Origin of the sequence: Ruegeria sp. HKCCD7303 (assembly GCF_013111185.1) — a bacterium.
Taxonomy (GTDB): domain Bacteria; phylum Pseudomonadota; class Alphaproteobacteria; order Rhodobacterales; family Rhodobacteraceae; genus Ruegeria.
On sequence record NZ_WVRE01000002.1, the window covers coordinates 93,358 to 106,716 of the forward strand.

Below are 13,359 nucleotides of genomic sequence, written 5' to 3' on the forward strand. Positions count from 1 at the left end.
CGCGTGCGGCATAGGTATTTGCGCAAGACAAACGACAGGAGGGCCACATGGCCGAGATCAAAGATCCCGAAAACACAATCATCATCGAGCTGAAGGGCGGCAATGTCGTCATCGAGCTGCTGCCGGATGTAGCACCGTTGCACAGCGCGCGGATGAAGGAACTGGCCCGTGGCGGAGAATATGACAACGTGGCCTTTCACCGTGTAATCGACGGCTTCATGGCGCAAACCGGTGACGTTCAGCACGGCGATATGGAAGACGGCTTCAACCTGCGCATGGCGGGCACCGGCGGGTCCTCGTTGCCGAACGTTCCGGCAGAATTTTCCAAACTGCCGCATGATCGGGGCACGCTGGGCGCGGCCCGGTCGCAAAATCCGGATTCGGCCAACTCGCAGTTCTTCATCAACTTCAAGGACAACCACTTCCTGAACGGTCAGTATACCGTCTATGGTCGCGTGATCGATGGCATGGAGCATGTGGATGCGATCGTTCGGGGCGAGCCGCCTGCGAACCCGGATCGCATGATCAGCGTCAAGGTGGCCGCCGATGCATAAGCTGGCTGCAGCCTTTGCACTTCTGGCCAGTCCCGCGTTGGCCAGCGGTTTGCAGATCGACGTCGAAGGGGAGGGAGCCAACGGCACCATCTCGATCGACCTGTTCGAGGATGTCGCACCCAAGCATGTGGAACAGATCACCGCCTTGGCCGCCGACGGTCAGTATGATGGCGTCGTGTTTCACCGCGTGATTGACGGCTTTATGGCGCAAACTGGCGATGTGGAATATGGCAACTCCGGCGCGGCCGGTTTCGACATGCGCAATGCAGGACGTGGCGGATCTGACCGTCCTGACCTGCCGGCTGAGTTTTCCGATGTCACCTTTGACCGGGGCGTGGTCGGCATGGCCCGTTCGAATGACCCGGATTCAGCCAATTCGCAGTTTTTCATCATGTTCGAACCCGGCCCGTTCCTAGACGGGCAGTACACTGTAGTCGGTCAGGTGACTGACGGCATGGATGTGGTGGACGCAATCAAGCGCGGTGCCGGTCAAAACGGTGCGATCATTGGCGCACCGGACGTGATGAAGAAAGTCACAGTCATCGAATGAACGAAAAAGCCCGACGCGCGTTACCGCATCGGGCTTTTCCATATTGTGGGTTGCACGAACCGGAATCAATCGTCGGGTGACATCATCTTCCAGATCACCGCGCCGATCGCTCCACCGATCAATGGGGCCACCCAGAACAGCCAGAGCTGCGCCAAGGCCGGGCCATCCGCGAACAGCGCCACTCCGGTAGACCGCGCCGGATTCACCGATGTGTTGCTGACCGGGATCGACACCAGATGAATCAGCGTCAGCGCCAGACCAATTGCAATCGGCGCGAACCCGGCGGGTGCCTTTTCTGACGTTGCACCCAGGATGATGATGATGAAGAAGGCGGTCATCACAATTTCGATCACCAATACGGACATCATCGAATAGCCCTCGGGCGAGGCGTCTCCGTATCCGTTTGATGCAAACCCTCCGACGCCTTCGAAGCCGGGTGCGCCGCTTACGATCAGATACAGCACTATGGCAGCTGCAATCGCGCCGATGACCTGAGCGCCCCAATAGGGCAACAGATCTTTGGCCGGAAACCGCCCGCCGATCATCAACCCCAAACTGACGGCCGGGTTGAAATGCCCACCCGAGATGTGACCAACCGTGTAAGCCATAGTCAGAACTGTCAGGCCAAAGGCGAAAGACACGCCAAGCCATCCGATGCCGACATCCGCGACACCGGCTGCTAATACGGCACTGCCGCATCCCCCAAGGACCAGCCAGAATGTGCCGAAGAACTCGGCAAGTAATTTCGATGACATGAAAAATCCTCCGCAATGTTATGAGGTTAAGTGTAATTCAAAAATTAGCTTTTGTTAAATTATGACGAACGGGGAATTTGTCGAATGACCTGTCACCTTGGGTAAAAGCGATCAGCGCCACTGTACGGGGTCCAGATGAAACAGTTTTGACAGCTGTTCATAGACCTCCGGATCAGAGTTTCGCAGCGCCCTGGGCCGTTCAAAAAACACTTCAACCGAAACGGCGAAAAACTCTTCGTGCCCTTCCGCACCGTAGGGATCAATCACAGTTGCGCGCCCCATTTCAACGGCCTGTACATGGGCGTCGTAAGCCGTCAGAAACGCGGCCTCCCACTCGGAAAAACTCTGGTTGGCGCTGAGAACGGGCACACCATTGGCCGAGCCTGTCAGATCGTCGATCTGATGTGCGAATTCGTGAAAAACAACATTTTGCCCGTCATGATCGTTCATAGCACCGCGCTGGCTGTGCGCCCATGACAGGATCACCGGGCCGCGATTCCAGCTTTCTCCGGTGCGTACAATTTCCTTTTCGGTGACAACATAACCGCTGTGGCGGCTCTGTCTGGATTTGAAGGCGCTGGGATAGATCAGGATGGTGGTGAGGTTGTCGTACCAAAGCTCGGTGTTCACAACCAACAGACAGGCTTGCGCGGCGATAGACATTTGCATGTCTTTGGTAACGTCCAGACCGTCGCAGCCGATGAACTCAACCTGATCGAGAAACAGGTTGATCTTACCTTCCAGCTTAGCGCGCAAGCCTTGCGGCAATTTCCGCAGGATCGGGACCTGAGCGTCGATAAGGTGCCGTTCCTGATCCGTCAACGGCGCGGCCAACAGGGCCCGGCGCGCCTGTTGTTTTGACCAAAAGTAATAGGCCGCACCACAAGCAATCAGCGCAACAAGTGTCAGGAATATCAACATGACCCGACCCTAACGCGATCCCCGCACGATCAAAACCTGTTTCCCGAACTGAACAATGCCCCAAAAGAAAAGACGCCGCGGGTTTCCCAGCGGCGTCTCGGGTTTGACCAGAAAGGTCGCGTTATTGTTTGACGTCAGCCGCTGGGTTCGATCCCGATTTGCTACTGCGGCCAGGGTTCAGCGGGTCGTCCTGACGCTGCACTGAACCTTCAAAATGCGCGCCGCTTTCGATGGCGATGGTCTTGTGGATGATGTCGCCTTCAACACGCGCAGTCGAAGTCAGGCGCACCTTCAGGCCACGCACACGGCCCACGATACGACCGTTGATCACCACGTCATCTGCGGTGACTTCACCCTTGATTGTTGCCGATTCACCAATGGTCAGCAGGTGAGCACGAATATCGCCCTCCACGGTGCCTTCCACCTGAATGTCACCGGAGGTCTTGATGTTGCCGGTGATGTGCAGATCCGAGGACAGAACCGACGCCGGCGGCTTTGGCTTGGGCGCAGTGGCAGGTTTCGTCTCGGTCGGTGCAGGGGCCGCTGGGGTCGCCGGAGCGGCAGGTTTGGCCGCCTCAGGTGCCTTGGATGCGGGCTCGTTGATTTTGCTTTTAGAAAACATTTCTCGCAGCCTTGATGTAAGTCATTGGGTTCACGGGCTTTCCGTTCACGCGCACCTCATAGTGCAAATGCGTGCCGGTGGACCGTCCGGTGCTACCCATATCAGCAATATGATCCCCGCGCGAGACCCTTTGGCCAACCTTCACGTTGATCTTGGTGTTATGAGCGTAAAGTGTCTCAATTCCGAACGCGTGCTTGATTTTAACAAGCCGTCCGAAACCCGACTGCCAGCCTGCATGAGTGACCACACCATCCGCAGTTGCAAAGATGTCAGTGCCGTGCGCACCAGCAAAGTCCGCGCCATTATGCATACGGCGACCACCGGTTTTGGGGTCGCGACGTGTGCCAAATCCGCTGGTATAGCGCACAGCACTGTTGACCGGGCTGGCGAAGGGGGCCTTTTCCGCAGCAATCCGGTACAGGTTTAGTTGGTCCATCTGCTCAAGTAGAATGTTTGCACGGGCTTCTTCAGCGGACAGCTCGTCCTCCTCACCACGCGTGCTAAGGGATAAAGGGGTCAGCGGACCGCCCATACCGCTATATCCGCGCCGGACCTCTTCGATAATGCGATCGGTCGGCATGCCGGCCTTACGGAACATCTTGTCCAAAGGTTCGATCGAGATCACCATGGCTTCTTCCAACTGGCGGAAAATCTCGTCGCTGCGTTCCTGCATCAGACGGATTTCCAGTTCCAGCTCATCCCGTTGGTCCAAAGCCTGACGCGCGTCCGAGGCGATTTGATCGCGTTCTTCCGCGGTGCGGGAAAGGGCATTTGTCATGAAGGCCATCTGCACCGGGGTGCTCGAGGCCGTCACGTACATGTCGGCATCATTGGTTTCCTGCTTCAGAACAGCCAGCTCCGTGCGGGCTTCTTCCCGTTGCTTCATCGTGCTGCGCAGCGTCGTCTGGATGACCTCGATACCGGTCTCAAGCTCGCGGCGGCGGTTTTCCGACGCCAGCAACTCGGACTGCATTGCGGAAATCTGTTCCAATGCGGCGTTAAAGCGATCTTGTGCGGCCAGTGCTTCTTGCGCGCGTGCGTCCCGTTCGGCTGACAGGATATTCAGGCGCTCTTGATATGTCGCCTGATCGCGCTTGGCTTGTTCTCTGAAGTTGCCCGACCCGATGCTGTCCATCAGCAGTATGGCCGTTGCAACCGCTGTCCACCCAACCATCACCGCGACACCGGTGACTGCGATCACCTGCGTTTCCGAACTCAGCCGAATGAACCGCGTGTCCTTGTCAGATTTCAGAAAGACCCGGCGTTCCGGGAAATACCGCTCAAGCAGTGAGTGTAGCTTTATTGCCAGACGTGTTCGCACGCGCCTTACCTCTCGTCCCCAAATTCGGGACCGGTCGTGGTGCAGTAGCCGTCCCTTGGGCCGAGTGCATAAACGGCTCGCTACGATCGGGCAAGTTTGTTGACCTCTTTGCGGCAAACAGCGCAAAAATCCCCCGAAGATCGGCGGGAATTCGCCGAAATTCACATATAAGTGTCAGTTCGTGACTTCACCCGGCGCGGGCAGGTCTTCTGTCAGAGGCCAATAGAAATCGGGGGGCAGGCCAGCTTCGGCCCGCTTCTCCTCGTTAAAGGGCGGTTTCAGGACGCCGTGGAAATACCGCCGGACCAGGGCGTGGAACACGTCCTTCGGGTCGGCGTTTTCCCGACCGCACAGGAAATGAAACCACTTAGAGCCATAGGCGACATGGCCGACTTCTTCCGCATAGATCACCTCCAACGCGGCAATGGCTTGGTCCGCTTTGGCCTTTCGGAAGATTTCGATCATGCCGGGGGTGACATCCAGACCGCGTGCCTCAAGCACCATGGGAACAACAGCCAGCCGTCCCATCAAGTCTTCGGCAGTATCTTCGGCGGCGCGCCACATTCCGGCGTGGGCGGGCAGGGCGCCATAGTGGCTGCCCATCTGCTCTAGGCAGTCGCACACCAGCTCGAAATGCCGCGATTCCTCTTCGGCGCATTTCACCCAGTCATCGTAAAAGCCGATCGGCATCGGCACATGACCAAACCGCGCGATGATGTCCCAGTGCAGATCGACGGCATTCAACTCAATATGCGCCACAGCGTGCAACAGGGCGATACGCCCGGCCTCGGTCCCGGGTTTCCGCTTTGGCACTTCACGAGGCGAAAGAAGCTCGGGCTTGTCCGGGCGGGCGGGGTTCAAGGGGGGCGTTGCCGCGCCAATTTCGATTGGGTCAGCTTCGCCCTTGCTAGCAGCGAACCATGCGGCGGCGTGCGCTTTGGACAGGGCGGTCTTGGCCCGCCCGTCCGCAGTTGTCAGAACCTCTGTCGCCATCTGTGTCAGTGTCTTGGGCACGGGATCACTCCGACTCTGTCGTGTCGAGGCGGGTCATAAACCGGATGGCATGGCAGGTCGAGAGTGCGCTTACAGCGCCTTCACCGCCTCAAGCACCTCGTCCACATGACCGGGCACTTTGACTTTGCGCCAGACCTTAGCAATGCGACCTTCGGCATCTATGACAAAGGTCGAACGTTCGATGCCCATCGACTTGCGCCCATACATGTTCTTTTCCACCCACACGCCATAGTCCTCGCAAACGGTCGAGTTTTCGTCCGATAAAAGCGGTGTGGTCAGACCATGCTTGGCAACAAATTTGTCATGCTTGGCGACACTGTCGCGCGAGATACCGAAAACTTGAGCACCTGCATCCGCAAAGGCCTGAAGCTGTTCTGAAAAACCAATGGATTCCTTTGTACAGCCCGGCGTATCATCACGGGGATAGAAGAACAAAACCACGGTGCCACCGCGCAACGCCGAAAGCGTCACCTCGCCGCCGCCGTCGCGTGGCAGGGTGAAGTCGGGGGCCATGTCTGAAATATCGGGCATTGGAAACTCCGCTAAAGGTTTTTAAAGGCTGCCTGATATCATAGGGCAACACGTGCGGGTTGGAAGGCGTGGACAGCAAATTGAAGCAGCATGACGACGAACAAGACGAACCGGTCCAACCGGTGCGTCGACGGTCGCGTCGGAGGGCCGCTGGTCTTTGGGCCATGCGCGGTACTTTCATGCTGGCGCTTCTTGCGCTGTTCGCCGGTTTCATGGTGGTGGGGCAAAGGATGCACGCGCCTGCCTGGTTGCGGGACAGGGTCGAAACGCGGCTTGAACAGGCGCTGGGTGGTCTGCAAATCCGCTTTGGCGATGTCAGCTTCATCATTCACGAAGGCTGGCGGCCCCGTCTGCGTCTGACCGACGTTGCCATCAGCGACGCGGCGGGCCAGCAGATTGCGCAGGTCTCGGACATGCGTGCCAGCCTTGCCATGCGCCCTTTGTTGCGCGGGCATGTTCGCCCAAAACGCATCATCCTGAGCGGAGCTCAAATCGCCCTGACCCGAGGCATGGATGGGGCGTTGACCCTGACCGTGGGGTCTGGCAGCGCTCCGGTACAAGAGGCACCGAACCTGGCAGAGCTGATCGAGGCGTCCGATCAGGTATTCCTGTCTCCGGCTCTGTCTGCTCTCACCTCGGTCGAGCTTGATGCAATCACGCTGGATTACAGCGATTTGCGGCAGGGTCGGTCCTGGGTGCTGGATGGTGGTCATATTCAGGCCAACCGCAGTGACAACGAAGTACGACTCGCTACCGGGTTTTCGGTTCTTTCGGGGCGGGATTACGTCAGTGCCATCGAGGCCAACTATACCAGCATCCTTGGCACCCCTGCCGCTCAGTTCGGCATCTCGGTCTCGGACCTGCCTGCCGAGGATATCGCCGGTCAAAGCCCTGTTTTGGCGTGGCTGCAGGTCTTGCGGGCCCCCATATCGGGTGCCTTGCGCGGCAGTATCGACGATAGCGGTGCCATCGGAACGGGCTTTGCAACGCTCAACCTTGGGGCAGGGGTCGTGCAGCCCAACCGTGAAACGCGCCCGGTGCCTTTTGAATCTGCCCGCACCTATTTCACCTATGATCCTAAAACGCATGCGCTGGATTTCAACGAAGTGTCAGTGGTATCGGCTTGGGGCGAAGTGCAAGCAGACGGTACGGCGTTCCTGCAGGGGGTGGAAGATGGTGTCCTGGACAGCCTGACCGCGCAATTGCGTTTGTCGGGCCTCAATGTGAACCCCGCCAACCTGTTTCCAGAGCCGATCCAATTGTCCCGCGCCAGCGTGGATTTCAAAATGGTGTTGGACCCTTTCGAGTTGCGTTTGGGACAGGTCACTGTTGAAGACCCAGGTCACATCATACGCGCCTTTGGAGTTCTGAGCGGCCGGCCCGACGGCTGGGCAGTGGAATTGGATGCACATCTGGATCAGATGACCTCGGACAAGGTTCTCAGTTACTGGCCCGAACTTTTGGCACCGAAACCGCGCGAGTGGGTTACCAAGAACCTTTACGAAGGCGTTCTGTCGGACATGGATTTTGCCCTGCGGCTTGAGCCCGGATCCAAGCCCGATATCTATTTGGATTTCGGATTCGAAAAGGCCAAGATTCAGTTCGTCAAAACCCTTCCACCGATCGAGGACGCCCAAGGGCAGGCCAGCCTGATCAATCAACGATTTACTGTCACCGCGCAAAAGGGGGTGGTGATCGCTGACGAAGGTGGTGCAGTGGATGCCGCGGGCACGTCCTTCATCATACCCGATACGGACATAAAGAAATCCGCGCCTGGAATTGCGCGTATACGGGCCAAGGGCAGTGTGACCGCTGCACTGTCGCTGCTGGACCGCCCCCCACTTTCATTGCTGAGCAAAGCAGGATTGCCTGTCGAGCTTGCCAACGGCACCGCTTCGCTGACTGGCACGCTGTCATTGCCGCTGAAAAAGGAGCTGAAGTTTCAGGAAACCGAATTCCATTTCGACGGCAATCTGGCAAACCTTTCCAGCGATCGTCTGGTGCCGGGGTTCACGGTCAGCGCCGCTTTGCTGGATCTGTCCGGCAATCAGTCGGGCGTTCAAATACAAGGGCAAGGGCAATTCGGAGATGTTCCTCTTGAGGCGCTGTGGCGGCAGCCGATTGATGGAAAAACGGCGCAGCGCAGTACGCTAACAGGCCAGATCGAACTGTCCCCGCGCTTGATGGATGAGATCGGGGCCGGGCTACCCCCTGGGATGCTGACCGAGTCGGGTGTTGCGGACATTACCTTGGGTCTTGGAGCAGATACCCCGCCGAAACTGTCCGTTGCGTCGGACCTACAGGGTGTGGCGCTGGCGATCCCGGAACTTGGGTGGCGTAAGGCGGCAACCGCACCGGGCTCACTGACGGCCGAAGCGACATTAGGCAAAGAGTTGAAGGTGGACAGTTTGAACATCGAGGGCGCTGGTCTGCGAACAAGCGCATCGATTACCTTTCGCGAAAACGGAGATTTTGACCGCATACGTTTCAGCTCATTCGATCTGGGGAATTGGCTTGCGGTCCCGGCTGAGATGATCGGGCGCGGGGATGCCGTACCGGATATCCGAGTTCTTGGCGGTGTGCTGGACATGGGGAAAGCGACGTTCGGCGAAAGCGGCGGCGGCGGGGCAGGTCCGAAGCTGGACGTTGCCTTGGATCGCTTACAAGTGACCGAAGCGGTTGCGCTTACGGGATTTCAGGGAACGTTTCAGACGACTGGTGGCGTAAACGGAGGGTTTACGGCACGGGTGAATGGGGGGGCGGCGGTCTCCGGGCAGGTGACCCCGCGCGGAAACCGCAGTGCCGTGACCCTGACATCGCAGGACGCCGGGGCGGCGTTGCGTTCTGCTGGCGTGCTGACCCAAGCGCGCGAGGGCACATTGAACTTAAGCCTCGAACCGGTGGCAGCACCGGGAAACTATGACGTGGTCCTGAAAATCATCAACACGCGTATCACCGATGCCCCGGCCATGGCGGCCCTCTTGAACGCAATCAGTCTTGTTGGATTGTTGGACGAGATGGCCGGGCAAGGCATTTTCTTCTCGGCGATCGACAGTCGCATGCGGATTACGCCGACGGATATCAAAGTGCTCAGCGGCAGCGCAGTTGGACCATCCATGGGACTTTCGTTTGACGGCACCATCGACACGGTCAACGAGATGCTGAACCTGCGCGGTGCGATTTCGCCAATCTATCTGCTCAACGCCGTGGGCAGCGTTTTCACGCGCAAGGGCGAGGGTGTGTTCGGATTCAACTACACCCTCACCGGGCCGCTGGCTTCTCCGAAAGTTTCGGTGAATCCGCTTTCTGGACTGGCCCCTTTGTTTTTGCGCGATTTGATGCGTCAACCTGCACCAAAGGTATCGGATGGCCCAAACGCGACACCGCAAAAACCAGATGAGCCCAAGCAGACATTCGGGTCACAGCCCAGCGATCGCTGACGACATATGGCCGAATCTTTTGCGGGGATGTAAGGCGCGCGCATGAAACTCAGCGATTTTGACTTCCACCTGCCTGACGACCTGATTGCCACGCGGCCTGCTAGCCCGCGATCCTCTGCGCGTCTGCTGGTGGCGCAGGGGGATCAGACAACGGACAGCCACGTCCTTCATCTGCCCGATTTTTTGCAACCCGGTGACAGGCTAGTGCTGAATGACACGCGCGTCATCCCGGCACGGCTTAATGGTCGCCGCCATCGGGACAGTGCCCAAGGTCCAGTGTCAGCCGGGATCGAGGCGACATTGCTGGATCCTCAGGCCGATGCAACTTGGTCAGCTCTGATCAAGCCCTTGAAAAAAGTGAAGGTTGGGGAAGAGATTGTCTTCTCGGATGACCTGAGCGCCACGCTGGACCGGGTTGAGGATGGGCAGGCCTATCTGCGGTTTAACCTGAGTGGCGAAGATTTTGATAAAGCACTGGAGCAAGCCGGGGCGATGCCGTTGCCGCCGTATATTGCGGCCAAACGTCCGGCGGATGAACAGGACAAAACCGACTATCAAACCATCTGGGCGCGTAATTCGGGTGCCGTAGCCGCGCCGACCGCTTCGCTGCATTTCGATGATGCCCTTCTGTTGGCTTTGGCCGAGCGCGGCGTGAATTTCACTCATGTAACCCTGCACGTGGGGGCAGGCACGTTCCTGCCGGTCAAAGTTGAAGAAGTGACAACCCACAAGATGCACGCGGAATGGGGGCAGGTCAGCCCCGAGGCGGCAGCCGAGATTCAGGCCACCAAAGACGCAGGTGGACGGGTGATTCCAGTGGGCACCACAGCCCTGCGTCTGATCGAAAGTGCGGCCCGGTCCGGCCGCATCCAACCCTGGGAAGGGGATACGGATATTTTCATCTATCCGGGCTTCCAGTTCCATGTCACGGACGCGTTGATGACCAATTTCCACCTGCCGAAATCAACGCTGTTGATGCTGGTGTCCGCGTTGATGGGGCAAGATCGAATGTTTGATTTGTATCATCATGCAATAACACAGAAATATCGTTTCTTTTCCTACGGCGACGCGTCGCTTTTGATCCCATGAGGGGCGCGCATGAAGTATCAAAACAGTTCAATGTCGTAGACAAGCGCGACAGAAGCGGTCTTTGATCGCAGTACACAGCGCAACTTAGTTTGGCATCACTCGGAGACCCCAATGATTCAGGTTCTTTCCAGCGCGTGGGCGTTGCTGCTCGGCATGGGGTTGCTGATGGTCGGAAATGGCCTTCAGGGCACTCTTTTGGGTGTTCGCGGCGAGATCGAAGGGTTTTCGACTCTGCATATGTCTATTGTGATGTCCGCCTATTTCGTCGGCTTTCTGGGCGGCTCACGACTTGCCCCTGAAATGATCCGGCGCGTCGGCCATGTGCGGGTCTTTGCAGCGCTTGCGTCTTTCATCTCGGCCGTCATGATCATGTACCCCATGCTCACGAACCCAATCGCCTGGGCACTTGGGCGGGTGGTGATCGGCTTTTGTTTCTCGGGTGTGTATGTCACCGCAGAAAGCTGGTTGAACAACGCGGCCAGCAACGAAAACCGAGGCCAGGCCTTGTCTTTGTACATGATCGTTCAGATGACCGGAATCGTCACGGCGCAGGCCCTGTTGCTGGTGGGCGATCCGGCAGGGTACGAGACATTTGTGATCGCCTCGATCCTTGTTTCGGTTTCCTTCGCGCCGATCCTGTTGTCGATTTCACCAACACCAGCCTTTGATACAACAAAGCCTATGACACTGCGCAAACTGATGGAGACATCACCATTGGGCTGCGTCGGCATGTTCCTGCTGGGTGGAATATTTTCGGCTCAGTTCGGGATGAGCTCGGTCTACGGCGCGCAAGCCGGATTGTCGCTGGTCGAGATTTCAACCTTTGTGGCCGCGTTTTATGTTGGCTCGGTTCTGTTGCAATACCCGATTGGTTGGTTCTCGGACCGTATGGATCGCCGGATTCTGATTCTGACGGTTTCCGTCGTCGGCGGCTGCGGCGCACTGGTGGGAATGTTTTTCGGGGCGACCTTCTCAATCCTGCTGACCGGTGCATTTGTTATTGGAGGCATGACCAGCCCGCTTTATTCCCTGCTGATCGCCTACACCAACGACTATTTGGAATATGACGACATGTCTGCTGCTTCGGGCGGGCTGATCTTCATCAACGGCCTGGGCGCAATTGCCGGTCCGCTGATAACCGGTTGGCTGATGGGCAACGGCATCATGGGCCCTGCAGGTTTCTTCCTGTTTATTGCGACGCTGATGTTTGCGATGGCGTTCTACGCGCTCTACCGAATGACCCAGCGTGCTTATGTACCTGTTGACGAAACCGGAACAATTGCACCGATTATGCCGACATCGTCGCCAGTAGCTTTGGAAGTTGCGCAGGAAGTTGTGATCGAAGCAGCACAAGATGAGCAAGATACGCAAGAAGTCGCTTAAGAAACGAAAATATGTCGCAAATGTTGCAATATGTTACTGTCACAATTCTGTAAAACATTCTTAAATGACCTTACGTCCCTGGGGAGGGCAAATTACGGAGTTTAGGGCAATGGTAGGTCCTGAAGAAGTATTGAGTTTTTGGTTAGATGAAGTTGGTCCCAAGGGGTGGTATCTGCAGGATGACGCATTGGATGCGGAAATCCGAGACCGTTTCTTGTCAACTTGGGAAGCAGCGGTTGAGGGCAGATTTTCGCTTTGGCTGACATATCCCAGCGGATCGCTGGCGTATATTATCCTGACAGATCAGTTTCCACGTAACATGTTCCGGGGGCAGGCCCGTGCATTTGCGACTGACCGAGCGGCTTTGGCAGCTGCCAAATGCGCGGTCGACAAGGGGTGGGACAAAAAGATCGACGAACCCGCGCGGCAGTTCTTTTATCTGCCGATGATGCACTCGGAAAATCTGTGTGATCAGGAACGTTGTGTGCGTTTGATCTGCGAAAACCTGAGCGGTGACACAAGCAATCTATTGCACGCACGGGCGCATCGCGAAGTGATCCGCAAGTTCGGTCGGTTCCCCTATCGGAACGAAGCACTGTCGCGTCATTCCACACCACATGAAGTTGCCTATGTCGACATGGGTGGTTATGGGACCACCGTACGCGAGCTTCAGGCAACCGTTTGACCGTTTGAAAATGCTGGCATGCCGCGCCTTGTTCGCGCGGCATAACCTTATGAGCCTGGTTCACACCCTTTGAAATCCAAAATGCGCTTGGACACGACGTCCGCGCCGCTATTGATGGTCTGGGCTATCAAAACCTGAGGCTCGTCTGCCAGACTGATCAACCTATCCTGTGCTGTCTGCAACTTTTGTTCCAAGGAATTTAGTCGGGCTAAGGTCGATTGGATATCCTTGGTTGTTTGACTGTCTAAACCAATTGCCTTTTTCGGCAACGCGGCTAAGTCGTCTCGTAATGCCGCAAGCTCTGTTCGAATGTTCGTTGTCTCCTCTCGGAGCGGAGCAACGACTTGCACTGTTTCAGAAAACTCCGCCGTGATGCTCTCCACCTTTGACGCCAACTGCCAGCCCAGAAACAGGCACAAGGCCACAAGGATCAACGTGGCGTTGAGCAAAGCAAGCAGCAGGTCTTTGAGTGTTTTCGCCATAGTCAGCCTCTT

Annotated in this window: 13 protein-coding genes; 6 read left to right on the forward strand and 7 right to left on the reverse strand. The window is 57.2% G+C overall.

Going from position 1 to position 13,359, the window contains the following annotated elements:
- Window positions 1-47: 47 nt before the first annotated feature.
- Window positions 48-554, forward strand: a complete 507-nt coding sequence (locus GS630_RS05055) for a peptidylprolyl isomerase (protein ID WP_171179664.1) — start codon at window positions 48-50, stop codon at window positions 552-554.
- On the forward strand, window positions 547-1,104 hold the full coding sequence (locus tag GS630_RS05060) for a peptidylprolyl isomerase (protein WP_171179666.1): 558 nt from the start codon (window positions 547-549) through the stop codon (window positions 1,102-1,104). Before GS630_RS05055 ends, GS630_RS05060 begins: the two co-directional genes overlap by 8 nt.
- A gap of 65 nt (window positions 1,105-1,169) precedes the next feature.
- Here the strand turns inward: GS630_RS05060 and aqpZ are convergent, their stop codons facing one another.
- The 6 genes from aqpZ to GS630_RS05090 all read right to left on the reverse strand — a co-directional run bounded on the left by aqpZ (window position 1,170) and on the right by GS630_RS05090 (window position 6,268).
- The gene (aqpZ, locus tag GS630_RS05065; RefSeq protein WP_171234491.1) at window positions 1,170-1,859 is read right to left on the reverse strand and encodes an aquaporin Z; all 690 of its coding nucleotides are present in this window, start codon (window positions 1,857-1,859) and stop codon (window positions 1,170-1,172) included.
- Between the two features lie 111 nt (window positions 1,860-1,970).
- Complete coding sequence (locus tag GS630_RS05070) at window positions 1,971-2,780, reverse strand: zinc-dependent peptidase (RefSeq protein WP_171618792.1); 810 nt, start codon at window positions 2,778-2,780, stop codon at window positions 1,971-1,973.
- Between the two features lie 121 nt (window positions 2,781-2,901).
- Entirely contained in the window at window positions 2,902-3,402 is a 501-nt protein-coding gene (locus GS630_RS05075; RefSeq protein ID WP_171179672.1) for a polymer-forming cytoskeletal protein, read from the reverse strand.
- A complete protein-coding gene (locus GS630_RS05080) occupies window positions 3,392-4,723 on the reverse strand; it encodes a DUF5930 domain-containing protein (RefSeq protein ID WP_171618794.1) in 1,332 nt (443 codons plus the stop codon). Before GS630_RS05080 ends, GS630_RS05075 begins: the two co-directional genes overlap by 11 nt.
- Window positions 4,724-4,897: 174 nt before the next feature.
- Window positions 4,898-5,716, reverse strand: coding sequence for a ferritin-like domain-containing protein (locus tag GS630_RS05085; RefSeq protein ID WP_171619437.1), 819 nt, complete (start codon window positions 5,714-5,716; stop codon window positions 4,898-4,900).
- 90 nt (window positions 5,717-5,806) lie between these two features.
- Window positions 5,807-6,268 carry a peroxiredoxin gene (locus tag GS630_RS05090; RefSeq protein ID WP_171618796.1) on the reverse strand — a complete coding sequence of 154 codons (462 nt, stop codon included), beginning with the start codon at window positions 6,266-6,268 and terminating at the stop codon, window positions 5,807-5,809.
- 68 nt (window positions 6,269-6,336) lie between these two features.
- On the opposite strand from GS630_RS05090, the gene GS630_RS05095 reads away from it, so the two are divergent.
- The 4 genes from GS630_RS05095 (at window position 6,337) to GS630_RS05110 (ending at window position 12,865) form a co-directional block, all read left to right on the forward strand.
- Window positions 6,337-9,708, forward strand: coding sequence for a DUF3971 domain-containing protein (locus GS630_RS05095; protein WP_371809066.1), 3,372 nt, complete (start codon window positions 6,337-6,339; stop codon window positions 9,706-9,708).
- A gap of 42 nt (window positions 9,709-9,750) precedes the next feature.
- A complete protein-coding gene (gene queA / locus GS630_RS05100; protein ID WP_171618800.1) occupies window positions 9,751-10,797 on the forward strand; it encodes a tRNA preQ1(34) S-adenosylmethionine ribosyltransferase-isomerase QueA in 1,047 nt (348 codons plus the stop codon).
- Between the two features lie 111 nt (window positions 10,798-10,908).
- Window positions 10,909-12,180, forward strand: a complete 1,272-nt coding sequence (locus GS630_RS05105) for an MFS transporter (protein WP_171179682.1) — start codon at window positions 10,909-10,911, stop codon at window positions 12,178-12,180.
- Window positions 12,181-12,289: 109 nt separating this feature from the next.
- Window positions 12,290-12,865 carry a DUF924 family protein gene (locus GS630_RS05110; protein ID WP_171179684.1) on the forward strand — a complete coding sequence of 192 codons (576 nt, stop codon included), beginning with the start codon at window positions 12,290-12,292 and terminating at the stop codon, window positions 12,863-12,865.
- A gap of 47 nt (window positions 12,866-12,912) precedes the next feature.
- On the opposite strand, the gene GS630_RS05115 is transcribed toward GS630_RS05110, so the two are convergent.
- Window positions 12,913-13,347: a hypothetical protein gene (locus tag GS630_RS05115; protein ID WP_171179686.1), complete on the reverse strand. Its 435-nt coding sequence runs from the start codon at window positions 13,345-13,347 to the stop codon at window positions 12,913-12,915.
- Window positions 13,348-13,359 lie beyond the last annotated feature (12 nt).

Bases quoted from the DNA above. Each gene is read 5' to 3' on its own strand.
- GS630_RS05055 (WP_171179664.1), top strand. From the start codon at position 48: ATGGCCGAGATCAAAGATCCCGAAAACACAATCATCATCGAGCTGAAG.
- GS630_RS05060 (WP_171179666.1), top strand. From the start codon at position 547: ATGCATAAGCTGGCTGCAGCCTTTGCACTTCTGGCCAGTCCCGCGTTG.
- aqpZ (WP_171234491.1), bottom strand. From the start codon at position 1,859: ATGTCATCGAAATTACTTGCCGAGTTCTTCGGCACATTCTGGCTGGTC.
- GS630_RS05070 (WP_171618792.1), bottom strand. From the start codon at position 2,780: ATGTTGATATTCCTGACACTTGTTGCGCTGATTGCTTGTGGTGCGGCC.
- GS630_RS05075 (WP_171179672.1), bottom strand. From the start codon at position 3,402: ATGTTTTCTAAAAGCAAAATCAACGAGCCCGCATCCAAGGCACCTGAG.
- GS630_RS05085 (WP_171619437.1), bottom strand. From the start codon at position 5,716: ATGGCGACAGAGGTTCTGACAACTGCGGACGGGCGGGCCAAGACCGCC.
- GS630_RS05090 (WP_171618796.1), bottom strand. From the start codon at position 6,268: ATGCCCGATATTTCAGACATGGCCCCCGACTTCACCCTGCCACGCGAC.
- queA (WP_171618800.1), top strand. From the start codon at position 9,751: ATGAAACTCAGCGATTTTGACTTCCACCTGCCTGACGACCTGATTGCC.
- GS630_RS05105 (WP_171179682.1), top strand. From the start codon at position 10,909: ATGATTCAGGTTCTTTCCAGCGCGTGGGCGTTGCTGCTCGGCATGGGG.
- GS630_RS05110 (WP_171179684.1), top strand. From the start codon at position 12,290: ATGGTAGGTCCTGAAGAAGTATTGAGTTTTTGGTTAGATGAAGTTGGT.
- GS630_RS05115 (WP_171179686.1), bottom strand. From the start codon at position 13,347: ATGGCGAAAACACTCAAAGACCTGCTGCTTGCTTTGCTCAACGCCACG.